The following is a 25336-nucleotide window of genomic DNA, read 5'->3' as shown; positions in this document are numbered from 1 at the left end:
ATGGTTCTGGATTGCCCCCCTGAACGTCAGATTTCGTTCGAGGTATCCATCGCCACGGCGAGGTCACAGGGAGCACCGTCGATGGCCGCCAGTTGCCAGCCGTTGATCAGTTCCGACACTCTGAAAAACCGATAGTCGCCCCACAGGTGCAGTTGCAGATTCAGCAGATGCCCGGAGGTGATACCCAGCGATTGCGCATTGCGCAGAACCAGGCTGCGCCCGGAATCGGGGTCCGTCAGTACCAGGTGTTCGCCTGCCATCACCAACTGCCAACTATCCAGCTCGCGCATTTCAAGGAGCAACTCGCTGCCGTTGATGTACTCCGCATCCTGCAAGTTCGGCAGGTCGACGATCAGACTGTCCATCTGGTTCCAGTCGGCAGTCAGCACCGTGCAACTCATCCCCTGATGGTCGTAACCGAGCAGCACAGTCTCCACCCCATCTACCAGCAGCTCCTGCAATCGGGTGCGTTGATCCGCGCTGTCGAGCGCCAACACCGCCCCGTTACGGCGCGCGCTGATCTGCCGCGTGAAGAACTTCCGGTCGTTGCTGAACAGGGTCGGCTCGATGGCGTCGTACATCAGGAAACGACTGTCTTGCAGCACGCCCAAATAATTGACCCACTGCCCGTCTTCCCTGGCGGCGGCTGAATGCAGACGGCGGGCCGAGGTGTCATACCAACTGAACCTGTCCCCACGGGAGCCAGCGCGAAGAAACGGCACATGGAGATTACCTTCAATCAGGCCCTCGATCCTTTGCTGCAGCGCCTGCTCATTCGGGGAGGCCGAGACGAACGCGTTGGTCACCGCGCTGATCCGCGCCGGCTGTCCCTCCTTCAGTTCGAGCATGACCCCGTCACGGGTGCGCCCCTGCAAACCGCTGTCCAGCGGGCTGACGTCCGCATACGTCCACTCGCCCCAGACCCGCTGCGGTAACGTCAGTGCACCCTGCCGTGACAGCCGGGTGCCGTTGCCGAACAGCACGCGCATTTGCTCCAGTGATTGCAGCGATTGCCGCAATACATGGCCCGTACCGGAGGCAAACAACCAGACCGCGTTTTTATCCGGAGTCTGCGCAATGAACTGCAGATTGCGCCCTTGCCCGGAGCCGACCAGCAATATCTTCCCCTGCAGATACCGGGCAGAAAGCGGCCCGGCCACCGCATCGGACAGTCCGAAAATATCGAAACCATCGGCCCCATGCTGCTTGACGACGCGCGTGAGGGCGTCGAGCCAATCATCCTGTTTGAGCAGCCATTGTTCATTCACTGCGCGCAGCGTCAGCATGTCTTTGCGCAACTCGAACACCAGTCCCTCGGTAGTCTGCACCAAGTGCCCGTCAGCGGTTGCCACCACGCTGTCGACATTCTTCAGCATCAGCGACAATGAACCGCCCGAGGCATCCCCGTTGCGCCGCACTGTGTACAAGCTTTTCATCCGAGCGTCATGGAAGACCATGTTCTGGCCGTCCTCGTCCAGTGGCGAGGCGATCAGCAGCGGATGCAGGAGACCGAGATCGTTTTCGCTCACGAACCAGTCATCACGACGGCGAATCCAGGCATTGAAGGTTCTGTCCTTCTGATGAATCTGCATCGAAATGAACTTTGCTGCAGTTGCGGAGCGGATGTCTTCGACCATCGAGACTGAACCGTCACCGTCCTTTTCATAGGCATTGAAACCCTCGAAGAACCTGTCCCAACCCTGCCAGCGGATATCCATGAAGTCGACCGCCAAACCGGCATCCAGCGTGCTGGAAATAGCGACCAGTTCGACCTTCTCCTGATCCACCAGGTATTGGAACTGATAAACGTTGCCCTGCAGATCGGTGACCTGCTGAAGCACCTGGATAGCTTCGCCGACGCCCTCGCACGAAATTACCTGCGAGGGTTTGAACGGGTTGAACAAGCGGTAGCGCCGGCTGACTCGGCCGGTCAGCGCATCGACTCGCCACAGCGTCGGCTGGTCGGGGTGATAGAGAAACACCTGGTCGCCGAACACCGCAGCCAGACGCATCTGCGCGTTGAGCGCGTAGGGCAGATCGCGGCCATAGAGGATGCGGTCGGTCGCGCTCTCAAACCAGGCATTGGTGTGAACCGGCCAATCAGGATCGGCCAACGGCACCTTGAAGTTATGCAGCGGCAACCATGGGCTGGCAAGACGGTGAGTATGGTTGAGACGGATCAGCTGCCGGGTGATGGCAGCAGTGTCATTATGCTCCGGCAGGTCCTCCTCCAGCAGGATCAGTTGCTGCGTCAGCCAATCCACCTGGTATGTCTGCCCCTGAGCGAGTTCGACGTAAACTTCGCTGCCGGCACTGCAGTTCACCTCGGTTGCGCCCAGCTTCAAGCGCTGCCCCTCGACGCTGGCCTGCGCTTCATCCGCCCAGGTGACAGCCAGCACCCAGCGCAACGATGTCGGGACTTGGGCGGTGGACAAATGAACGCTGGCGACGCCCTCAGCGAGCGACAACGAATACTGCCCCGTCACGGCTTCGATGTCATAGGACATTTTTCCCTGCCACTCGACCGGTAACTGCGGTACATGAAGCGACCTGCATTGCTCATCCAGCACCACCTTGACCAAGGTCGCGTGGTAGTTCGGGAAGAGCTTTTCAACGCAGTACTCGAAAGGTGTCGAGGCATCAAACCAGAATGTCTGGTGACCTCGGCTATCTTTCTCCAGCTCGCGAAATTCGTCGAAGCCCTGATCATGGCGGTGGGTAACACCGGGCATCAGTTGGTAGCCAATACCGAAGGTACAGGTCGGCGTGCAGGGTAGAATCAGCGAGTGAACATCCCGCGGCAGCGAACTCTGTCCAGGCAAGTCCCAACGCTCGCGTATGTTGATCGGCGGCAGTTGGTCTTCGGCGCGGATGCTCGGCAGTCCCCAGCCTCGACGCTCTGCGCTCAACAGCAATTGACTGCCCATACTGACGCGACGGGCGCGCAGGTCGATGCCCGTGATCACCACATCCGGCAAGGGCTCAAGTGTTCCCTGAACGACCTGGCAACCACCCTCGCTGTAGGCCGATTTGAGGGTATAGATGTACTGGCCGACCTGCTGCGCCTGGGCGAGGATCAGACTGTAATTACGGGCCAGCGCGCCGAAACCGAAGCCCAACCCAGCGACAATGACCGCCAGAGGTCCGGCAATTGCGGCGAACGTTCCGCCAACGATTACCGCACCGGCACTCAACGCCAGTGCCGTCGCGTCGAAGCTCAACTGCACCGCCGCCGCTGTCCGGGCCGGTGCGTTATCCGCCGTCGCCAACTCGATGATGTCAAATCCAACGTTGGCCAGTGCCAGCAGCACCCCGACGCCCTCGCCGAGCACCCGCGAGCCCAGTGACGGGGCCAGGGCATTGGCCGAGGCCTGCGCTATCAGTCGTTCATCAAGCAATGCCAGTTGAACCAGCTTGACCACCGAAACGACATCGGACACCACGCCGTGCAGGAGCTGTCCGTACATCACGAAACTGTGCAGGCGCACCGCCAGTGTTGCCGATGAAGGTTCGGCACCTGCATTTTTTTTGTTGAGTAATTCCAGCAGGGCCATGATCGCGAAGCCTGCGTTCAATGTGTGAACCGCCTCCGGGCCATGGGGGCTGGCTTGCGCAGGGAGTGTTTGCAGTGCCTCGAAGCGGTCGCTCAACCAGAGTTTGATTTCCAGAAAACGTGGATCATCGACGGTGACGCTGGTGACTTTTGCGGGTTCTTGGCGGTTGATCAGCGACAGCGTCCATTTCCCCGGGCCGGCATTCTTCACCGTTTCATACAGCACCACACTCTGCTGATCGAGGGCGTGGGTCGCGAACAACTGGCGATTGGCCGATTCAATGATCTGCGCCAGACGCGTGCCTTCCAGCTCCGCCAGACCGCGACCCAGTCGCGCGTTCTCCGACAGGGCACGAGAACGCAAGGCTGCATGGTGTTGCCACGGCACAACCGTGCGCTTGCCGGCCACCGGTTCGCTGCGCAACAGGTCTCCCGCCGTCACCTGCGAAGGCAATGCCTGGTCGGCGATGCTCGATCCATTGAGGACAATCATGTCGAACTGTTCGCTGCTGGCGTCCAGGACGCCGTAGAGAGCGGCCAGTTGTTTGTCTGCCAGGGCCGCTTCGATGCCGCGCTGCAAGTGTTCGGCCTGGGAGAACTCGTACACGCCGAAGTTCGGATCGTAGAAAAAATATGCAGCGCTGTTCGAATCGACCACTTTGCACACGAGCAGTGAGTGATTCTGAGTGTTGAACATGATGCTGGCAGTCGATGATTTCGCCTCCAGCGTGCGAATGACCGTCGCCAGGTCGGCCGCCCCCAGCTTTTCACCGAATTGCGCCATGCGCACACCGCGCAGTTCATCCAGAACCCTCAGCAATGCATGGGCTTCAGGGTCTTGTGGTGCGAGGTTGGTGGTGGCCAGTTTGCCGATCAAGGTGCGCTGTGCGGTTCGGCCCTGCTCCAGCGCAGCAGCCATCATTAAGGCAAGCGGATAGCAACGCCGGCCCGGATCACCCTCACCATGCAACAGCAGGTCCTGCGGCAACTGCTTGGCGGAAACGGCGCCGGCCTGAAACAGGCGCGCACGGAGCGGGCCGCCACGCTGCAGGATCGATGCCTGATATTCGGCTTTAGCCACCGACTCGACACGGGCAATGTGCTCACCCCATTGCCGCACACTCAAAGGCTCGACGAGGGCCTGCGCCTTCAGCAGATACGCATTCTGCGTGCGTATCGGGCTGGACGCAGCAGCCTTGAGCCCCGCCTCGAACGCAGAAGGACTGCGTCCGCGCAAGGTCTGTTCGATCTGGTCATAACGCGCGGCGATGCCGCGATCTTCGGTGTTGGCAACGAACAACCGCGTTGCCTCCCACGCCTCGGCAAACCCCGCGTCGTCCAGACGCTGCGCACCAAACAGGCCTCCAAACACCACGCGGTGCAAAGGACTTAACTGCTCCAACGGCAACCTGCCGCTTGCGATCCGGGTGAAGGCTTCGTTCAGATTACCCAGCGCTTCGGCGCCGACCGATTCCGGCACCTCGACGGCTGGTTGCGCGAGGATCTGCTGGCGTTGATCAAAGCTCAGGTAACACGCTTTGCGGAAGGTGACTTCGCCACTCAAGCGGTCATTCATGGCCTGCCTGAAAGGTTCACCCAGATCCTCCAGCAACTGTTGCAGCACCGGGGTCAACAATACCGGTCGTCCCTCAACAACCGGCCAGCCGCGCTTGAACGTCAGGGTCTGTTCCTTGAGCAGATCGTTGAGGTTGCCGGTATAGCGGGTCTTGAGTTTGCCGGAAGTCCACTTTTCCTTTTCCTTGGCCAGCCATTCTTCGGGCGTGCCGTTTACGGTCCATCCGCTGATGAATTCTTCTTCGGTAAAGACGTTATAGCCTTCAAACAGCTTCAGTCGCTCGCGGATGGTTTCCGACAGCACGGGCTGCAAGTGATTGTTGCTGTATTGGTCCACGCCAAGGACTGCAGCCCCTGGACCGGTCAACACAATGGTGCCTCGGGCCCCCAGGCGGATGCCGTCCAGGTAGTACTCGGCAATCGCACTGGAAAGTTTCAACCGAACAGCTTCCGGAATGCGTCCCGCCTGTGCAAACTCTTCAATGACGTTGACTGTCGTATTTATCAGATGCACATCATCGGACCAGGAAATGCCATCGGCTCGCAGCCTGCGCTCAATCTCCTGCAGGCAGTCATAATTGGAGCGAATCAGTTGCATGATCGAGTCCGTCATGCCGCTGCCAGGGTGAGCCAGGAAATGCGCGTTCATTTCTTTTGGCCCCCCGCTTCCTCCGGAAACGCCAAGGCGAATGGCATCTTCTGGAACGGGCGTATCCTGCGGCGGCTTGAAGATATCCATCACATCGGGACGGCTTTGAGCGAATGTACGCAGTGCCTCCAGATGCTCAGCCGCAATTGCTCCGGTTCTGTCGACGTAACGTTGCCGGTCCCGCCCCGGTAACAAGGCGTCATTGTGGTTGAGCAGCAACTGCAAAACCCCCACTTTCGCGCTATCGCTGAAGTCCTTTATATCCACGCCGCCCGGCCTGTCGATCAACGGAGGCAGGTAGTCCATGTCGCTGTAACGTCCGCCCTCCAGATGCACCGCCTGCAACCGCACAACGTCACTGGCGGCGGCAAAGTTGCCGCGCAGAGAGATTTCCCGCTGGTAGACATCATTGAGGTAGTGATCGGAGAACGTGTCGCGGACGTCGCGCAGATGCAAATCTTCTCCCACGACGGCTCGATGCGAATCCAGGCATTTCTGGCGAAAGGCCTCGAGCGTTGCGCGATCCTTGCCGTAGGCCCTGACCATCAGATCGATCCGGCCCAGATCCGCGCGTGCGTTCCACTCGGGCCGATTCAGATGGTCAAACATCTGCCGCTTGAGCACCCGAGCGCGATCTTCGATCAGCGCTGACAAGGCCCCCTGACTCTCCAGCTCAGCCCCACCCGACTCCATCGCGTGCGCCCGCGCACTGTCGAGGATCACCCGGTTCATCTCGAAGGCCAGCACCGCATCGCTGTCGTACCAGAGATTGAATGTGTAGCCCTGTGGCGCGAGCACTTTGCGCCAGATGTTCATGTAATCGCGCTGGTTGGGCCCGAGTTCACTGCCGCCGACCCAGACAAAGTGCATGACGCGCGGCACCGGTTTACCGGTTGCCATCACCTCCACCGTCGACGTCAGGCGCTGGTGATGATCGGCCAGTTGCTGGTGATAGTTTTTCCATTGAACATTAGAGGTATCGACAAAGTCCGCTTCGAAGCTTTCTTTGAGCAGCCTCACTGCGGTCAGTTGCTCAGAGAGACTTTCCGCCGCGACTGCCGCATCGTAATAACGCAGCGCCTGTTCCTGATACATCCCTGCGCCCAGTATTGCAGTCATCGAACTCAAGTCGGCTCTATTAAAGTTCTTTAAAAACTCATGACTCAAACTAAACTTATCCAGATGATTCAATTCCATCTTTATAGCCCCCATACTTTTCACTCACACACAATCGTCGCAACGACTTATCCATCGCGCCCTGAAAAAAAATAAACCCAGCAAGCAACAATCAATCTATAACTACGAAAACGCCCAAGGAATCAATGAGCGGAAACTAGCAACCAGCCGCCAAACGTTCAAATCAAAAGACTTTCAATACATGTCATAACAACAACTGCAACAAACTTATTAAAAACAACACCGCGCCACTTGAAGCCCCCACCAATAAAAACAATTAAAACCAATCAATAACAAAAGTTTCATCAAGCTCCCGCACAGCTCAACTGAACAGGAAAAGCCACGAGCAAGTTGCCCGTGGCTTTTTCATCCGCGTAAAGACTGAATATGCTTTTGCATCACCGATGTCATTGATCGGCAGCGACGCTCAGCAGTGCCTGTAGGGTTGATACCGGATTCGTTGCCTGACGCTCGCGTAACATGCGCACCAATCGCGATACCGCGACGGAAAATTTCCCGTCGAAGCCGAGGAACACTTCACCGCGCAACAGCGGATCAGCGCTGCCCGCATCGCGGAAGATCAGGCTATGCTGGCTGTCCGGATCAACTACCACCAAATGGTCGTCCACCATTTCCAGTTGCAACTTATCCGGCGCGTCCAGCGCCCAGTTCAGCTTGCCGGGGATCGTCAGCGCGTCACTCGCCACATGCCGGCAATCGACGATGACAGAAGCGAGTCTGAGCCAGAGCGTTCGAGACAGGTGAAACGTCACCGCCCCCTGCCCCAGACGCAGCAGCAACGTATCGACGCCGTCCGGCAGCAGCGGCGTCAAATCAGCCATCTGCTTGTGCCCCTCGACCACGAGCACCTGGGCATTTCTCTGCAGATAATCGAACGGCCCGATGCGACGCGCCTTGGGCAAGGCATGCACGAAGCCCTCAATGCGATCGTGCAGCAAGACCTGCTCCTTCAGCCGGGTCCCCAACAGGTTGAACGCTGGGGGCAGGTCTTGTTCGGCGACCTGGATCAGCCGCGCGTTCTGCACGTCATACCATTGCAGGCGACCCGGCCCGGACTCCACCGACACAAACGCTTCATGCTCGTCCGCTGCCAGCAACAGTTGCAGCCCCTCAATCAGGTGCTCGCCTTGCCTGGCCACCCAGGCATGGTTGACGCCGGTGATCCGTTCGCTCTCCTCAAAGGCCAGCGCCAATATCACCCCGTCGACCGTGACGCCCCGCAACTGGCTGCCGTTGAGCGTCACGTCGGCAAACCGCCATTCGTCCCACGGCTGCTGCGATGGCGGCACCACATCGGCGCGCAGCAGGCGGGCGCCATCGCCGAACGCCTCGGCGAGCAAAGAAGCATCGACGAACGCCTGGGTTCCGAGTTCGCCACTGGCAGGTTCGAACAACCACGCGTGGCGCCTATCCGGCGTCACGCCGAGCAGTCGCGTATCACCGCTGCGTTTCGACTGATTGAGCAACAGACGCTGGTCCACGTACCAGGCGCCCAGATGCGGTTCACCCTGCATGTTGCGTAACCCGCACACGGCAAAATGATCCACCGGGTGTTGCGTCGCCACAGCATCGAGTGCCTGCCACCATTGCGGTCGCTCATGCAGCCACTTTTCGGTCAGGCCACCAAACTGCAGGTCGCCGTGAGCATTGAGATTGAAAAACAAACCGTTTTCGGTAAGCGCCACGTAACCGCTGCCAACGCGCAGCACCTCGCGCAACCCTTGCGGCTGCACCCACTGGTGCGACCAGTGCGGGAGGCCTTCAAGCAGCGTCCGCTCCAGTCGGCACAGACGTTGCGCCAGGCGGTTGTAAATCATGAAAACGTCGCTGTCCGGCGACAGGGTCAGAAGCATCAGATCGTTCAGGTTCTTGATCGAGTCGGCCCAGCCGCGAGCACGTTTGGGACGCGGCACCGGATGAATCAGCAAGCGGTCGCGCTCGCGAATCCACACCATGTCTCTTGAGTCCGGCGCAAATTTCCAGCACACCGAGACATACGCGGCCGGTTCCCAATCGATGGTAGTCACGCCGTCCCGGCTGGGCTCCAGCGATTGCTTGTGGTAGCTGCCCAGCGCCTGCTCCCAGTCGCTCAGGATGCCATCGGCAAACATTTTCGCACTGAGTTCTCGATTCATGTCGTGAGTCGCCGAACTCAGTAGCAGTTGCCCTGAGTGGATCAGAAAGTTGAACTGCCGGGGCCCCTTACCTGCGTCCCTGTATTCCTGCACGACATGAATCACCCCGTCGGCATCGGCCTCCACGCGGCGCAGCTTGCCGGTGCCGGGCATTTGCAGCAGACGATAGACATGCCTGAGCAGCCCGCTCACCGCATCGACTTGCCAGACCAGGAAACCGTCCGGCTCATAGAAGTAGGCAAAGCCGCCACTGACCGCGCCCAACAACGCCTTGTCACCCTCCACTTGCTCATTGCGCACGTAGACAAAGCGATCTTCGGTGGCGTCATACCAGGCCGTGGTGTAACGCGGCTTTTGCGCAGGTTCGAACGGGATCAGGTAACGATGGACGGGCGTATAGGCCAGGGTCAGACGATGGTCCCGAGCCAGGCCCTTGTAGTGTTCGAGCAGTGCCGACTCATCCAGGCCAGCAGGTGCGGTGTCTTCCAGCAGGATCAGCGTTTGTGTGTCGAGATCGACCCGCAACAGTCGCTGGCCGGCGAGTTTGATGAACAGTTCGCTGCGTCCAGCGCCGGCAAATCTCACCTCGACTCCGCCCAGATCAAGGGTGCCGTTCCTGGAGAACTTCACGTCTTCCTGACTGACCCAACTGGCCGTCACTATCCAGCGGCAGGCCGTCTGCTCCGGCGCGAGCAGTCTGACCTTGACGCCGGGGCTGAGACTGAGACGACACGTGGCCCCGGCGCCCGTCAGCGCATAGGTCACAAGGTCCTGCCACTGCTGAGGCAGACGAGGCACGACCAGCTCACGATCAGCGGCATCCAGCAACACTTTGATGACGGTTGGCTGGTAGGCAGGAAACAGGCGATGGACGATGTAATGAGACGGAAAGGAATAGAACGAGAACAGAAATTGCCAGTTACCGTCGCGGTCCTTTTTCTCCAGGCGGCGGGCGAGATCAAAACCGCTATCGTGTCGCGATGAGGCGAACGGCAACGCCTTGTACTCATAGCCGTAATATGTCTGCGGCAGGCAAGGCAGCACAACTGGCTGTCCCACCGGCAAAACCCGCTGGATGTGGTCAGGGAGACCCAACTGCTCAGCGATATCGAGGGCGTTCGATAGTTTAGGGTCGTACCCGGGCACACCGAAGTGGTTGCGCAACCTGAACAGTTTCGGGCTTCTCAACTTTAATACTCCGCCCTTCAGATCTACGCATTCGATGCCCAGAGAAGACGGCTCCACGACCCATGCCTTCAGCGCATCATCAAAGCGGTAGCCAACGCCATAGGCGCCGTGCTGGAGGGTGTCGAAAAACAACCCGACGGCTTGCGCATCACGGGCAATGCTGGCGAAACCCTGAGCAAGCGCGGACACACCAACGGCGAGGCCGCCGAATATCACTCCCACGCCGCCCAGCACGGCGGCCGCGGTCGCAGCACCGGTGGCAGCCGCCACCAGACCGGCACCGGTCAAGGCCAGGCCGCTGGCGTCGAACGCCAGTTGCGTGCCCACCTGCGCTATTTCCAGGTCGCTCTGCGCCGTCGCCAACTGGTAGATATCGAAGCCAACGTTAGCCAGCCCCAACACGGCGCCAGCCCCTTCGTTGGCGACATGCCCCAGCGCTTCGCCGACCACCGGCGCGCAGGTGCGGGCAATGACTCGTTCCTCGCTCAAGGCAGTCTTGACCAGCTTGGCAACACCGAGCAAATCGACCACCGAGCCATGGGCCAATTGTGCGTAATTGACGTAGGCATGCAGGCGCACCGAAAGGGTCAGGGTACGGTCGTCGCCTTCACGGTGGCGCAACGCGTTCATCAAAGCCTGGATGGTGAACCCGGCATTGAGGGTGTGCACGCTGCTCACGTCCGTAGGGTCCGGCAATGTGCCCAACGTTGCGGGTTTTCCCGCCAGGGCGGAGAACTGCTCCGAGAGCCAGTTCTTGATCCGCAACAGACGGTGCTCATCACTGACCACCTGCCTCACGAAGTCCCCGCTCGACGGATCGAACAGGCTCATCTGATAACCGCCATCGGCTCTGACCTGCAGGGTGTCGAACACCGGCACCAGGGGGGACGGCGACTCATGCAGATCCTGCAACTGCGCTGTCACATGGGCGATCTGCTGCCCCCACCAACGGCTGTCCAGCTCCAGCAGGCAGCGGCCCAGGTGAGCGTTGTCGATCAACGATTGCCCGTGCGCGCTGGTCAAGCGTCGACGGATCGGCCGCGACGATGGGTGTTGCGGCAGCGCATCTGATTCCAGCAACTGCGCGACCTTGAAGTCGGTCGAGACACTGAGATCCGCCACATCCTGCCCTCTTATCTCGATCAGATCGAATTCGGGCATCGACGGCGTGCCATAGGCGGCGTAATACCCGGCCATGCCCTGGGTCAGGAAAAAATGCTTTAGCGCCTGTTCGAACATCGTCGCATTAGCAAACTCGAACAGGCCGAAGTTGGGATCATAGAAGTGAAAAGTCACCTGCCCGGCATCAACGGTTTTCGCCAGAAGCATGGCGTGATTGTCCGAGTTGAGCATCAAGGTGCAGGTGTCCGGATAGCGCTCAAACGTAGCACTCACTTGGGCCAGAGTGACACGCCCCAGCCTGGTCCCGACCTCCTTCACGGGCACGTCGCGCAATTGCTCGAGCGCATCGAGAAACGCCCGCGAATCGTTCTGCCCGGGCTCGATGGCCGTCAGGAAAAAACGCTCGCGCAAGCGTCGTGAAGCCGACTCGCCTCGGCTCAGGGCCGCGCTCATCACCAGCGCCAGCGGGTAACAACGCCCGCCGAGGGCTTCACCCGGACCTTGCAGCAGCAGATCTTGCGGCACCAGTTTGACGGCGCTGGCGTCGAACTGGTTGAGGACCTGTTCGACCCGATCCAGGACCTTTTCCCGGTACTCCAGAGTCGCCAACTGACGAATCTTCGCCACATGACGACCCCATTGATAGGGCGTATGGGCCTGCATCAACGCTATTTCCTTGAGGGCCAGCGCACTGCCGGGCAGTTCTGGCGGCTCATCGAGAACACTTTCGATTCCGGCCATGAACGCCGCTGAGCGCCGCTTGTACATCTGCCGTTCGATGACCGCATAACGGCTGGACGCACCGAGTTCACTCACGCTGTTGGCGAGGTTGTCGAGGTCTTCGCTGAGCTCGTCCAGACTGCGGTTATCCAGTGCCTGCGCACCGAGCAGCATGCCCAGTGTCAGACGCTGCAGGGGACTGGCTTGAGCCAGTCGAAAGGTGCCTTTGGCTATTCGCCCGAGCATTTCGTCAAGACCGATGACCTCGGTCAGCGGACTGCTTAGCGACGCGGGTGGGAACACCCCGGTCGGTTGGGATTTGATGGCCTGACGATCGTCGAAACTCAACGGCAGCGGCTTGTCGAACCTGATAAAGCGATCAGCACTGTGCTGCATCGCCCGAATGAAAGGCTCCCCCAGTTCGTCGACCAGACGCTGCAAGATATCGGTCAGCAACACCGCACGTCCTTCAATCACCGGCCAACCGCCCTCGAACGCAATGCCAGGGTTCATCAGCAGTGCTTCCAGATCACCCTGGTAGCGTGTCGGGTACTGGCCCGCCCGCCAACGTGCCTGTTCGTTGGCCAGCCATACGTGCTCATCGGTTTCGTTGTCTTTCCAGGAATGATCCAGCTCCTCCTCCGTGGCGCGATTGACCATCGTCAGTGGGTCAATGTGCAGTTCTTCGCGCGCCCGTTCCGACGCGTCAGGCGTGAGGTGCTGCCGTTCATAATCGGCGATGCCTACGCGCATGGCCGTGGGACCGGTCAGGTAGATGGTCCAGTCGCTCTGCAGGCGTATGCCATCGCTGAAGTAACCGGCAACGGCACTGGCAAGAAGACTGGTGTTGATATCGTCTTCCATGCTCAGCTGATTGAGCGGTCCATAGGTGCGCTCCAGCACTTTACGAGCGAACTGAGTGATCACATCAAAGTTTGTCGGCGCGATGTCAAGGCGCAAGGTCAGGTTCGTCACTTCGTCGAGCACTGCATAGTTGAAGCGCATGCGTTTGATCACCGCATCGAGCATCGCTGCTCCGGGATGCGCTAATAGAAAGGCGTTGCTCAACGATGCTCTTTCCGTCACGGCGCGTAGTTCATGGGGGCGCGCCATCGTCTGGGCCGGTGGCTGAAAGACCTGGCTCAGCGGCGGCGCGCTTTGGCCAAACGTCTCCAGCGCCACGCGCGATTTGGCGGGAATACGATCCAGATAAGCAGGGTAGCCGCTGCGCAGGCCCGCACGCCCGGGCATCCACGTCGGGTTGAGATCAAGCAACAGCTGCAACGCGCCCAGCCGCGCGTCGACGCCCCAGGTGCTGATGTCCGTATCACCCAGTTTTTGCGCCAGTGGCGGCAGGTTGTCGACATCCGCGTAGAGGCCGCCTTCATTGAACAGGACCTCTGCACGTACCACATCCGACGCTGCGGCGAGATTGCCGCGCAGACGGATTTCGCGCTGATAAATGTCTTTCAACTGCAACTGCAATGGCTGCGAGGCATCGCCCAGATCCCGCAGTTGCAGGTCGTCACCGTGCAGCGCCAACAGGCTGTCACGATTGTTCTGGCGCAGCATTTCCAGCGCCTCGGCGTCCTGCCCATAGGCGCGGCTCAGCAGATCGATCCGGGCTTCATCCGCCGCTTGCCCCTGCGCAACGGCGGCATTGATCTGGGCAAACATTTGTTGCTTGAGAACAATCGCGCGCGCCTCGTACAGCGTGGCCAATTGCGTTTCGGTGATGTTCTCGGCCTGGGCCTTGAGCAAGGCATCCGCCTTCGCGGCCTCAACAATCACTTTGTTGGCCTGGTACGCCAGCAACGCATCGCTGTCATACCAGAGGTTAAGCGTGTAGCCCTGTCCGGCCATTACCTGTCGCCACACGTTGAGATAGTCGCGCTGGATCGCGCCAATGCCGCCGCCGAGCCAGACGAAATGCAGGTTTTTCGGCACAGCCGTGGGCACGGTGTTGATCTGCTCGATACCAAAGCGCAATCGCGTTTCAAAGTCTTCAACCCTGTCGCAGATCTGCGACAGATTCGGTGCATCAAGCGTTTGCTGAGCGCTCTCGCGTGGCAGGCGAAAACCGCCCAGCATCAACTCCAGTGTCTGTTTGAGCAAAGCAACGGGCTCTATCAACTGCGGCGAGCGAAGTTTCCCCTTGCAGGCGAAGTAATAACGCAGCACCGCCTCGCAATCGCTGCTGTCTTTGTGGGGCTTCAAAGCCTCTTCAAGATCTTCCAACTTGAAAAGATCGACGAAGTTAACGAATTGCTTCCTGCTTTGCTCGATTGTTTGCATTGAATCCGACTGCCTATTCGATGGTTCGTGATAATCCGGCCGGAACATTAAGGAGTTCAGCACAACACCGTACCCGACAGACGCGCAACCAGCCTGCCAGACTCCAAGATTCAATGTTCCGAAGCAAACAAACTACCGACGCACCAGGCCTCGCTCAAACATCAAGAAATTCAACAAGTTTCAGAAACCAGAGATGAAGGAGAACTAATAAATAATGTAACCCGAGGCCAATACCACCAAACATTTCACAAAAACATTAAAAACCAATCGCCCACGCGAAAACACAGGCATGGCAACTTCGAGAAGCCGCATACAACTTGAAATTCAGCAAGACAAGAAATAAGTAACAAGAAACCGCTTACGAAAAACGGACACGAATCATACAAATGCCGGTGAAATATCCGACACGGTCAAAACCGGAAATAATCGCCCGGAAAGGACAGCAGCCCCGAAGGGCTGCGAGTGCTCAGGACAGCGGCTTTTCGCCGTACCAACGCGGCGTGTACACCCACTCGCCACCTGCGGCGCGCGGAAAGGTGCAGGTAGTGGACGAGCCGATCAACACCATGGTGCGCATGTCCACCTGATCCGGCGTCAGGGCGCCCAATGTGGTGGTGCGCAATGTCTGGCCCGGACGACCGATGTCGCGCCCCAGCACCACCGGGGTTGCCGCATCGCGGTGCTGCGCGACGATTTCCAGCGCACGTCCCAATTGCCACGGGCGGGCACGGGAGATCGGGTTGTAGAACGCCAGCGCCAGATCGGCTTCAGCCGCCAGGTCCAGACGCTTCTCGATGATCGACCACGGCTTGAGGTTGTCGGACAGCGACATCACACAGAAGTCATGCCCCAGCGGCGCTCCGGCCTGAGCGGCCGTAGCGAGTGATGCGGAAACCCCCGGCAGGATTTCCAGATCGACACTGTGCCAGGTCGGGTCATCTGACTCGTGCAACGCTTCGAGCACCGCCGCCGCCATGGCGAACACCCCCGGATCACCGGATGACACCACGATCACCGAGCGCCCCTGGGCGGCCAGTCGGAAAGCATGACGGGCACGTTGCATCTCTTCGCGGTTGTCGGTGCAGTGCTGCACCTGGTCGTCGCGGAACGGGCCGGCCATGCGCACATAGGTTTCATAACCGAGCACATCAGTCGCGCGAGCCAGTTCCGCTTTGACCGCCGGCACCATCAGTTCGGCCGCGCCGGGGCCGAGGCCGATCACCGCGAGACGCCCGCGCGGACGACCGATATGCGCAACGTCCAGCGGTTGCCCGGCAATCGCGATGGCGAGGTTGTTCGCGTTGACGATCTGCGCTGCCGGCAAGGCAACGGCCGCCAAGGTACGCAGGTCACTGGAGGCAGCAACAAACCGCAATGGCACGCCCAGTTCCAGCGCGGCTTCACGCAAACTCGCCGAGGCCATGTCACTGTCGGCGGCCAGCAGACAGGCCAGCGATTGCAGCGCGACGTCCGCCTGCTGCAACGCTGCGCGAACCGCTTCGGGCAGATCCGCGACGTCGGCATTGACCGCCACCGCGACACTGCGCGGATAGATCAACAATTCGTTGGCGCTGACCCGACGGGCGGCACTGCTCACATGAATCGAACGCTGCGCCTGCGGATCTTCGGGCAATTGCGCCTGATCCAGCCACGGCGCCGCGCCTTCGATGCGCACACTGTGGCCGGCCAGCAGATCGGAAACAAAGCGTTTGCCGACTTCCAGGTCGCCCAGCGTATAACCGCTCGGCGGGTTGAGCAGGCAGGTGCCGAAACGCAGCTCACCACTGGTAGTGATCGCCGCCGCCACCTGCAACCCGGCCGCGATGTCCCGGGCCATGACATTCACCCCGCCCAGCCCGCCGAGCAACGGCACCACCGCGCTGCCGTCTTCGGCCACGGCGAGCACTGGCGGCTCGGCGCCTTTTTCCAGCAAAAGCGGCGCCAGCGTGCGGATGACGATGCCGGCGGCACACAGGGCGATGATCGGCGTGTCCTGCTGATAAAGCTCACGCAGGGTCTCGCCGAATGCCTGATAGACCTGATCGGCGCCTTCGACCCGTCCGGCCAGGCCGTGGATCTGCGCCGCCGGATACACCTGCTGAATGCGCCGGGCAGTGGCCAGGCTGCCCTGACCGAGAATGACGATCGCCGGGTTTGAAGAGTTCATCAGCCTTGCCACCGTTCGCCCGGGACAATGATCAGCGAGAAGTACGGCGAGGACATCGGTTCGACCTGATCCAGCGGCACGATCTTCTGATTGGCCATGGTCGCGCGTTCGACGTACAGCGCACGCTCGGCCAGCCCCAGCTCCTCGAGGACCTGGCGGACCTTGGGGAAATTGCGCCCCAGTTTCATGATCACCGCCGCGTCGGCAGTGGCCAGACGTTGCTTGAGGTCCTCATGAGGCAACACACCGGAAAGCACCGACAGACTCTGATTGCGGTACACCAGCGGCGCGCCCAGGACCGACGCGCCGCCGAGCATCGAGCACACGCCCGGCACCACTTGCGCTTCATAGCGGCTGGCGAGGCGGTCGTGCAGGTACATGTAGGAACCGTAGAAAAACGGATCGCCTTCACAAATCACCGCTACATCGCGGCCGGCATCCAGATGCGCGGCCACCGTTTCGGCGGCTTCATCGTAGAAATCGCTGATGACCTGTTCATACGAGAGCGGCGCCGGCAGCACTTCGGTGGTCACCGGGTACACCAGTGGCAGCAGGTTCTGCGCGTCCTGCAGGTGCGCCTCGATGATGCCGAACGCATTGCCTTTCTTGCCCTTGGCGACGAAGTACGCCACCACCGGTGATTCACGCAACAGGCGCAGGGCCTTGACGGTAATCAGTTCCGGATCACCGGGGCCGACGCCCAGGCCAAGCAAACGTCCTCTGGCCTGCATCATTCGATCTCCGTGGCGAGGGCATTGACGGCCGCAGCGGCCATGGCACTGCCACCGAGGCGGCCTTGCATGATGACGAACGGCACGCCACGGCTGTCGGCGGCCAGTGCGGCTTTCGATTCGGCAGCGCCGACGAAGCCGACCGGGAAACCCAGAATCAGCGCCGGTTTCGGGGCGCCGGCGTCGAGCATTTCCAGCAGATAGAACAGCGCCGTCGGCGCATTGCCGATCACCACCACGCTGCCTTCCAGGTGCGGCCGCCACAGTTCCAGCGCCGCCGCCGACCGGGTATTGCCCAACTCACGGGCCAGTTCCGGCACGCTGTCGTCGCGCAGGGTGCAGATCACTTGGTTGTTGGCCGGCAGGCGCGCGCGTGTCACGCCTTCAGAGACCATGCGCGCATCACAGAGAATCGGCGCACCGGCGGCCAGCGCATCGCGCCCGGCCTTGCCGGCGCCTTCGGAAAATTGCAGACCGTCGATGGCCTCGACCATGCCGCAAGCGTGGATCACCCGCACCGCGAGTTTTTCCAGATCGGCCGGGATACGCGCCAGATTGGCCTCGCTGCGAATGATCGCGAAGGAGTTGCGATAGATCTCCTGACCGTCGCGGATGTAATCAAGCATCAAGGGAGCTCCGAGAGTGGCCGGCGAGCAGGGTCGCGGCCGCTTCAATAGTAAGGTTGCGTGCGTGCAACGCGCCGAAACCCGGCAGCGTCGCATCGCGAAAATAAAGGTCGTAGTGTCCGGGACTGACGGCCAGCAACGTCACCGCCGCACGGTGCGCCGCCGCGCAGGAACGGGGGCAGCCGGACAGGTGCACGTCGAGCCCGTTGGTCAGCAGGGTTGCCAGGTGCCGCGCGTCCTGCTTGGTGTCGGCCAGGCCTTTGCCACACCCGCTGGAACCGGTGCAGGCGATCAGGTGTGCCAGCGGCTCGCGGGTCTGGCTCAGCAGGCCAAGCTGATCAAGCGCCGCGAGGACGGCACCGGCATCGGCTTCGCGGATATTGGGCAGCAGCAGACTTTGCCACGGCGTCAACCGCAGACTGCCATCGCCGAACTGGCGAGCCAGTTTCGCGACCCCGCGCAGCATGGCCGGATCGAGCCGACCCAGCGCCGGCACCGCGCCGATGTACACCTGACCCGACGTATTTTGTGGATGAACGCCGATGTGCAGATCGCTGGCAATGGTTGTGCGCTGCCATTGACTGATCGCCTTGACCGGCACCCGCGTTCGCAGTTGCTCGAGAAAGTCCTGCATCGGCAACTCGTCGAGCAAATGCCGCATGCGGGTCTGTCCGGGATCAGCCAGGTCAAGGAACAGCTCAAGCACCGCCACCACCAGCGCATGGCCGTGCTCCAGCGCCACAGCGCCGAGGGCACGCGCCGTCGGGCAGCCGGCAAGGCCGAACGCAAACAGGGTTTCACCGTCACGCTCGAACGCCGACAACCACAGATCATGCGGATGTTCGAGCATCGCCAGTGCTTCGCCGCCATCGAGTTGCACGGCGAACTTGGCGCTCAACTCAGGAAACCGTGGATGGCGTTGCAAGGTGTCGAGGATCTGCCCGGCCAGTGTGCGAGTATCGACATGCATCTGCCGGTCGATGCCGGCTGCCGGGCTGAGCATCAGGTTACGCACGTCGTCACCGGCGGCGGTGCGCGGGCCAAGCCCGGCGGCGATCAGCCGCTCGATCAGCGCTGCGGACTGCTCACCGATGCCACGGATCTGCAGATTGGCGCGGTTGGTCGCCTCGATGGCTCCGCCCGCGAACTGCTCGGCGGCCTCGGCCACCGCATCAGCCTGATCGGCACTGATCGAACCGCCATCGAGTTTGATCCGGCAGATGCCGCCGTCCAGCGCCTGGACGATGCGAAGCAACCCCGGACAGGCCGAGGGGCGTAAGGCGGTGGACATCGGGCGTTCGTTCAAGGGGCTGACCGGCTGTGTAGAAGACGCTCTTCATGGGCGAAGGCGGCGTATTATGCCTGCTTTGCCCGTCAGCATGAAAAGCCTTCCGCCAGAACGGATGGCCGGCGCAGGCATGAACGTCGAATCGGCTTAGGCGAGCGCGATAACCTGCTCCTGCCGCCGAGCGCCGAGCAGCGAAATGATCGTCGCTCTGGAGAAGTCATAATCCTCGGTTTCCGTGAATGCCTTATAGGCATCGACGAAAAGATCGCCGACGATTTTCTCAGTGCTGAAACGCTGCTCAAGCACGGCGCTCACAATGTTTTCATCGTATTCGAAGGAGATCATCGCCGTGGTGATGGTGACGCCCGGAGAAACGATGCTGAACATGAAGCGTATCCATCGCTCCTGAAACACCACATGGGTTTGCAATAACTCGCTGGCGAGAACTGCCGCCGCTTGATCCGCCGGAACCTGCCATCCCGAGTCCTGGCTATCGACCATTGTCAGTGGCATCACTGGACGCATGATCCGCTGTACCAGTTCAGGCAAGGTAAACGTTGCGGGCATCGACACGGGAAAACTGACATTCGGATTATCCACCAGCATGGCGCCGGTGACCTTAATGGCCATTTTATTGGCATGTGCCCATGCTTGCTTGTCCGAAAATTGCGCCGTTTTATGCGCGGCGACTGTCTGGCAATAGAGCAGCGCGTCGAGGCTATCGAGTCGATCCGCTGCCGAGAGCTCGTCTGCCACCCATATAAGTGCACCCGCACAGATATAAGTTTTGAAACCAGCATCCTTGTTCATTTGTGTCTCCCGGAAAAAAAGTCAGAGACTTGCGTCTCTGACTTCAACAGCACTCAGGCGTTACCGAATTCATAGGTGAGCGCTTTGGCACGCTGCTCAGCCAGGGCCTTGACGATCAAGGGTTCAATCATCGCGTAGTCTTCTTCGTCCATGTGCATGGTCGCCGCACCGTTGTAAATATCAACGGAGGAAGTGGTCCACTCGACGAACAGGACTTTGGTGGGTTGAGCGGCTGCAAAATACTGCACGGCAGCGATGGCCAGCGTGATGCTGCCGTCGTCATCCTGCAAAGCACTCGACATGCAAAAGTTACCGCCTTCGGCCTTCTTCGAGTTGTTCTCGAACAACTTCAACGCTTGCGGCTCATTCTTTAAGGCGTTCATGGTGAAATCCGCTACATCCGAAAGCACTTTCAACGCTGCCGCACCTTGCCCGACCGCTGCACTCACTGCCGTATGCAGAACCGACAGCGCAATGTTATCCATAGTCAGTTTCTGGCTGGCGGCCTTGTATCGATTGTAAGGCTGGCTGAAGGCGAACCAACCCGCCAGTTTCATAAGGCGCATGAACTCGTTGTAACGTTGTTCCTTCTGGTTCGTACCGGGGTACTTGAGCAAGGCAACCAGATCCGCATACATATAAGTATTCTTTACAATACGCTTGCTTCGCTTGGACATGCTCGCATCAAAACCGGCAATACCGGTGCCCATAATGGCTGCGTTGAGTTCATCCTTGTCGATTGGCAGGTCAGCGCTGCTGGAAACCAACAGCGCGCGGGCTACCGGTTGTTCCCTGACAAACTTGAGGGACTCCTCAAACAACGCGACACGTTCGGCTTTAGACATAACTGCGTTCGACAGATCATTCATAACAACGATTCCTTTCAATAAGATAGTCGCCTACTTGGCGAACTTCAAAACTAAACCACACATAACACTTGCACAACTCACAACAGATTCTACTTGTTTCAGAGCAACTTTAATCTTGCCAACTTAATGAGCAGGCGCTTCAAACAGACAATTCAATTTCCCTGAAGCGCAACTCGGCAACTGCCTCACTTAATGCCGCACTGTGCTTCTTTATTTCTTTGGCCGTGGTCACGAAACGCCGGGACTGAATATCAAGCTGTGTGGCCGAATACGGCACATTCCAGAAAAAATAATTCCTGTTCCATTCCAGACTCAATAACCGAACATTGCTGAGCACGATTTCCAGTTCATTGTGAACGTTGCGGCGCGCGGGTAGAAAACGGAAGTCGCCCCACTTGCTTGAACTGGCTGTTACCAGATCGACAGCGCGAGGTTCATCTTCGAGCTTCTGAAATGTCTGTTTCATTTGTTGAGCCGTGACGCGACTTACTTCATTGGCCACTGACTTCGCCCAGGCGTCCAGTACATCGCCGGAAAAATGCCTGTCCACAACAATGACGGGCGCATGTTCCAGACTCCAGCCGACAGACCACAACTCGCCGGAGTATCTTTCAAACCATGCTGCCGGATCGCGCTGGCGATGATGATAACGATCAGCCTGGTATTCGGCCCAGCACAGACTGTCCTTGATAAACTTCCTGTCTTGCGTATCTGTGCCTGGCAAAAACAACAACAAGTTGTTGCCCATTACCACTGAACCGTCATTCCCTACAACAGCATCCTCCTGACTCTTCATCTCACTCATAACTTGCCTTCACCACAGTACTCATCCAATAAAATCAAAAAAAGCCAGACCTGCGCAGCGCAAACAACGCACTACACAAAACAATCCGACAACAAAACCAAACTAACAACAAAACCGAATAGACCAGACCAGACGACTTAAACATTAAATGTCTGTCGCCCCTGGAAAATACACAGCAGTCAGTACGATGCAGCCGCGTTATCATTACCGCCGGTTAACGAATACACGTGTGGGTGAGGAACAGCATGAGCTCATGGCTGACGGTGGTAGGAATCGGTGAAGACGGCTTCAAGGGGCTGGGCAAGCATGCCCGGCGAGCCCTGATGGGCGCCTCGCGGATCATCGGCGGTCAGCGTCAACTGGACTTGCTGCCGGTGTGTATTCGCGCTGACCGTGAACTGTGGCCGAGCCCGTTTTCCCTCGCCCCGGTGCTGGAACGGCGTGGCGTCGCCGTGTGCGTGCTGGCCAGCGGTGATCCGATGTTCTACGGCGTCGGTGCCAGCCTCGCCCGGCAACTGCCCAGTGATGAACTGTTGATCCTGCCCGCGCCCTCGTCCTGCTCACTGGCGGCGGCCCGACTGGGCTGGCCGTTGCAGGACGTGCTGACCCTGTCGCTGGTGGCCCGGCCGTTGGCGGCGCTCAATGCAGCGCTGTCCAGCGGCGTGCGGCTATTGTTGCTGAGCAATGACGGCCAGAGCCCGGCGGCGGTCGCGGCATTACTGCGTGAGCGCGGCTTCGGTGGCAGTCGCATGACGGTGCTTGAGCACCTCGGCGGCGCGGCCGAACGGCGTATTGATGTCAGCGCCAATGACTGGAACGATCCGCCGATTGCCGACCTCAACGTGATCGCCATCGAATGCCTGGCCGATTTACAGGCCCCGCGCCTTTCGCGCCTCGCCGGATTGCCGGACTCGGCCTTCCGGCATGACGGCCAATTGACCAAACGCGACGTGCGCGCGATCACCCTCGCCCGCCTCGCCCCGACTCCCGGCGAACTGCTCTGGGACGTTGGCGCCGGCAGCGGTTCGATCGGCATCGAGTGGATGCGCGCGCACCCCAGTTGCCGCGCACTGGCGATCGAAGCCGATGACAGTCGCCAGCAACTGATCGAACACAACCGCGATGCGCTGGGTGTGCCCGGCCTGCAATTGATTCGCGGCAAAGCGCCGCAAGCACTGGCCGGACTGGAGCGCCCGGACGCCATCTTCATCGGCGGCGGCGTCACCCGTGATGGCGTGTTCGACACCTGCTGGGAACAACTCAAGCCCGGCGGCCGCCTGGTCGCCAACGCGGTAACGCTGCAAAGCGAAGTGGCCCTGATGAACTGGCGCGAGCGCTATGGCGGCGAACTGACGCGTATCCATGTCGCCCAGGCGCAACCGCTCGGCGACTTCGACACCTGGCGTCAGGCGTTGCCGATCACCCTGCTCGATCTGGTCAAACCCCTCGATGCGTGACGAAACCGCCGAACAACCTGCGCCCCTGCGCAGCGGCCTGACCACTGGCAGTTGCGCTACCGCCACCAGCCTCGCCGCCGCCCGCCTGTTACTCGGCGGACTGTCGGCCGATGCGGTGCAGATTGTTCTGCCCAAGGGCAAGCAGGTGCAGATGCGTCTGGAGTTCTGTCGATTGACCGACGACGGCGCCGAAGCCGGGACGATCAAGGATGCCGGCGACGACCCCGACGTAACCCACGGTGCGCTGCTCTATTCTCACGTGCGGCTGCTGAGTGAACCGGGGATTCGTTTCAATGCCGGCACCGGTGTTGGCACCGTGACCCGGCCGGGTCTGGTGCTTGCCGTCGGCGAGCCGGCGATCAACCCGGTGCCGCGCAAAATGATCAGCGATCACCTGACGCTGCTCGCCGCCGAAACCGGTTATGCCGGCGGCTTCGATGTCACGGTCAACGTCGAGGGCGGCGAAGCGCTGGCGCTGAAAACCATGAATCCGCGGCTGGGTATTCTTGGCGGCTTGTCGATCCTGGGCACCAGCGGCATCGTTCGGCCGTTCTCCTGCGCGGCCTACATCGCCTCGATCCACCAAGGCATCGACGTGGCGAAAACCAACGGTTATCTGCACATCGCCGCGTGCACCGGCAACGCCAGCGAAGACACCATGCGGCGGGTCTACAACCTGCCGGAAATCGCCCTGATCGAAATGGGCGATTTCGTCGGTGCAGTACTCAAGCATCTGCGCAAAGTACCGGTGGATAAACTCAGCCTCTGCGGCGGTTTCGGCAAGATCAGCAAACTGGCGGCCGGGCACATGGATCTGCACTCGCGACATTCGAGTATCGACTTGCCACAACTGGCCGAATGGGCAGCGGCGATTGGCGCCGATGAGGTTTTGCAGCAAGGCATTCGTGAGGCCAATACCAGCCAGCAGGCGCTGGCGATGGCGAGTGCGGCGGGGATCGCCCTCGGTGATGAAGTCTGTCGTCACGCATTGAATTTCGCCCGCAGCGTGGTACCGGCGCAGGTCCAGGTCGAGGTATTTGCGATTGATCGTCAGGGCGGGATTGTCGGCCATGCCGGAGGTTTTGCATGAAGCGGATTTTGCTGCTCGGCGGCGTCACGGAAGCGCTGGCTATCGCGCGGACATTCGGGCCGGAGCATATTTACAGCCTGGCTGGCGTTGGCCGGGTGCCGACCGATCTGACCTGTCAGGTGCGCGTCGGTGGTTACGGTGGCGCTGAAGGTCTGGCGCAATTCATTCGTGACGAGGGCATCGATCTGCTGCTCGACGCCACGCATCCCTATGCCGCACAGATCAGCCAGAATGCCACGACCGCCGCGCGGTTGACCGGCATTCCCTGCTGGGCCTTGCGCCGTCCGGCGTGGCAGCCGCAACCCGGCGATGACTGGCGCGAAGTCAGCGACTGGGCCGAGCTGATCGCAGCCCTCAAACCCTTCCACCGACCGCTGTTCACCCTCGGCCGCGAACCGTTGCAACATCTCGACGAAATCCCTGCCGACCAGTTCTGGACCCTGCGCGCCCTCGACGTCTATCCCGGCAACGCACGCTGCGAAGTGATCGGCGCACGCGGGCCGTTCCTGCTGGAGGATGAGCGCGCGCTGTTCGAGCGGCGACAGATCGATGTGTTGATCAGCAAGAACAGCGGTAGCACCGCGACCGAGCCGAAGCTGGAAGTCGCGCGCGAGCGTGGGGTGCCGGTGATTGTGTTGAAACGTCCGGGGTTGCCGGGGGTTGACCGGGAGTTCGCCTCGGTCGACGAAATTCTCGCGGCCCTCGCGAACTCCGGTGTACACAAATCATCTGGACAGCTCACACCTACAACGTCCCGGGTTCGACTGAAGATCTGAAACGCCCGAGTACCTCAAGACTCCCGAGGATATGGCGGCCTGTCTGGATGCCTGTTTTGACGACGATAAAGGCGATGGTGTTCTGATTCGTGACACAAGTGGCGCGGGATGCAGGTTTGGGCCGCGAAGGTCTTGATAAAGCGCTGAGTAGCACTGGCAATCCTGAATTCGCAACTATCATGAAAGTCATGAAGGCTCTGGGTTTGCGATTGCATGCCGTAACACGGTGAAGGCGCTGCGACACCAAACCGCACGACGCTTTTTTACTTATCGGCCCTGATCA

Annotated in this window: 12 protein-coding genes and 1 pseudogene; 4 read left to right on the top strand and 9 right to left on the bottom strand. The window is 60.1% G+C overall.

Going from position 1 to position 25336, the window contains the following annotated elements; translation table 11 throughout:
* Positions 1 to 26 precede the first annotated feature (26 nt).
* The 9 genes from AACY19_RS05545 to AACY19_RS05505 all read right to left on the bottom strand — a co-directional run bounded on the left by AACY19_RS05545 (position 27) and on the right by AACY19_RS05505 (position 21730).
* Positions 27 to 6896 carry a TcdA/TcdB pore-forming domain-containing protein gene (locus AACY19_RS05545; protein WP_339448729.1) on the bottom strand — a complete coding sequence of 2290 codons (6870 nt, stop codon included), beginning with the start codon at positions 6894 to 6896 and terminating at the stop codon, positions 27 to 29.
* A 464-nt stretch (positions 6897 to 7360) separates the two neighbouring features.
* Complete coding sequence (locus tag AACY19_RS05540; protein WP_339448727.1) at positions 7361 to 14356, bottom strand: TcdA/TcdB pore-forming domain-containing protein; 6996 nt, start codon at positions 14354 to 14356, stop codon at positions 7361 to 7363.
* A gap of 544 nt (positions 14357 to 14900) precedes the next feature.
* Entirely contained in the window at positions 14901 to 16601 is a 1701-nt protein-coding gene (cobJ, locus tag AACY19_RS05535; RefSeq protein ID WP_339448725.1) for a precorrin-3B C(17)-methyltransferase, read from the bottom strand.
* Positions 16601 to 17335, bottom strand: coding sequence for a precorrin-2 C(20)-methyltransferase (locus tag AACY19_RS05530; protein WP_445262286.1), 735 nt, complete (start codon positions 17333 to 17335; stop codon positions 16601 to 16603). Before AACY19_RS05530 ends, cobJ begins: the two co-directional genes overlap by 1 nt.
* The gene (locus tag AACY19_RS05525) at positions 17332 to 17958 is read right to left on the bottom strand and encodes a precorrin-8X methylmutase (protein ID WP_102899398.1); all 627 of its coding nucleotides are present in this window, start codon (positions 17956 to 17958) and stop codon (positions 17332 to 17334) included. The genes AACY19_RS05530 and AACY19_RS05525 overlap by 4 nt, the downstream gene beginning before the upstream one ends.
* Positions 17951 to 19249, bottom strand: a complete 1299-nt coding sequence (gene cobG, locus AACY19_RS05520) for a precorrin-3B synthase (protein ID WP_339448720.1) — start codon at positions 19247 to 19249, stop codon at positions 17951 to 17953. The genes AACY19_RS05525 and cobG overlap by 8 nt, the downstream gene beginning before the upstream one ends.
* 144 nt (positions 19250 to 19393) lie before the next feature.
* Positions 19394 to 20056, bottom strand: a complete 663-nt coding sequence (locus AACY19_RS05515; RefSeq protein WP_339448718.1) for a hypothetical protein — start codon at positions 20054 to 20056, stop codon at positions 19394 to 19396.
* Positions 20057 to 20109: 53 nt separating this feature from the next.
* Positions 20110 to 20925, bottom strand: a complete 816-nt coding sequence (locus AACY19_RS05510) for a hypothetical protein (RefSeq protein WP_339448717.1) — start codon at positions 20923 to 20925, stop codon at positions 20110 to 20112.
* A gap of 139 nt (positions 20926 to 21064) precedes the next feature.
* On the bottom strand, positions 21065 to 21730 hold the full coding sequence (locus tag AACY19_RS05505) for a hypothetical protein (protein WP_339448715.1): 666 nt from the start codon (positions 21728 to 21730) through the stop codon (positions 21065 to 21067).
* A 245-nt stretch (positions 21731 to 21975) separates the two neighbouring features.
* Between AACY19_RS05505 and cbiE the strand changes: the two genes are divergently transcribed.
* The 4 genes and pseudogenes from cbiE to AACY19_RS05485 all read left to right on the top strand — a co-directional run bounded on the left by cbiE (position 21976) and on the right by AACY19_RS05485 (position 25283).
* Positions 21976 to 23187 (top strand): precorrin-6y C5,15-methyltransferase (decarboxylating) subunit CbiE, encoded by a 1212-nt coding sequence (gene cbiE, locus AACY19_RS05500; protein ID WP_339448713.1) that lies wholly within the window; start codon positions 21976 to 21978, stop codon positions 23185 to 23187.
* Positions 23180 to 24277: a cobalt-precorrin-5B (C(1))-methyltransferase gene (locus tag AACY19_RS05495; RefSeq protein ID WP_339448711.1), complete on the top strand. Its 1098-nt coding sequence runs from the start codon at positions 23180 to 23182 to the stop codon at positions 24275 to 24277. The genes cbiE and AACY19_RS05495 overlap by 8 nt, the downstream gene beginning before the upstream one ends.
* Positions 24274 to 25053 carry a cobalt-precorrin-6A reductase gene (locus AACY19_RS05490; RefSeq protein ID WP_339448709.1) on the top strand — a complete coding sequence of 260 codons (780 nt, stop codon included), beginning with the start codon at positions 24274 to 24276 and terminating at the stop codon, positions 25051 to 25053. The genes AACY19_RS05495 and AACY19_RS05490 overlap by 4 nt, the downstream gene beginning before the upstream one ends.
* Before the next feature lie 31 nt (positions 25054 to 25084).
* Positions 25085 to 25283, top strand: a pseudogene (locus tag AACY19_RS05485) (addiction module antidote protein).
* Positions 25284 to 25336 lie beyond the last annotated feature (53 nt).

The sequence above is a fragment of the Pseudomonas sp. EA_5y_Pfl2_R50 genome, assembly GCF_963970475.1.
GTDB lineage: Bacteria > Pseudomonadota > Gammaproteobacteria > Pseudomonadales > Pseudomonadaceae > Aquipseudomonas.
This window is presented reverse-complemented; position numbering and strand designations above follow the sequence as displayed.

Bases quoted from the DNA above. Each gene is read 5' to 3' on its own strand.
- AACY19_RS05495 (WP_339448711.1), top strand. From the start codon at position 23,180: ATGCGTGACGAAACCGCCGAACAACCTGCGCCCCTGCGCAGCGGCCTG.
- cobG (WP_339448720.1), bottom strand. From the start codon at position 19,249: ATGTCCACCGCCTTACGCCCCTCGGCCTGTCCGGGGTTGCTTCGCATC.
- AACY19_RS05510 (WP_339448717.1), bottom strand. From the start codon at position 20,925: ATGAATGATCTGTCGAACGCAGTTATGTCTAAAGCCGAACGTGTCGCG.
- AACY19_RS05515 (WP_339448718.1), bottom strand. From the start codon at position 20,056: ATGAACAAGGATGCTGGTTTCAAAACTTATATCTGTGCGGGTGCACTT.
- cobJ (WP_339448725.1), bottom strand. From the start codon at position 16,601: ATGAACTCTTCAAACCCGGCGATCGTCATTCTCGGTCAGGGCAGCCTG.
- AACY19_RS05505 (WP_339448715.1), bottom strand. From the start codon at position 21,730: ATGAGTGAGATGAAGAGTCAGGAGGATGCTGTTGTAGGGAATGACGGT.
- AACY19_RS05545 (WP_339448729.1), bottom strand. From the start codon at position 6,896: ATGACTGCAATACTGGGCGCAGGGATGTATCAGGAACAGGCGCTGCGT.
- AACY19_RS05525 (WP_102899398.1), bottom strand. From the start codon at position 17,958: ATGCTTGATTACATCCGCGACGGTCAGGAGATCTATCGCAACTCCTTC.
- AACY19_RS05530 (WP_445262286.1), bottom strand. From the start codon at position 17,335: ATGATGCAGGCCAGAGGACGTTTGCTTGGCCTGGGCGTCGGCCCCGGT.
- AACY19_RS05490 (WP_339448709.1), top strand. From the start codon at position 24,274: ATGAAGCGGATTTTGCTGCTCGGCGGCGTCACGGAAGCGCTGGCTATC.
- cbiE (WP_339448713.1), top strand. From the start codon at position 21,976: ATGAGCTCATGGCTGACGGTGGTAGGAATCGGTGAAGACGGCTTCAAG.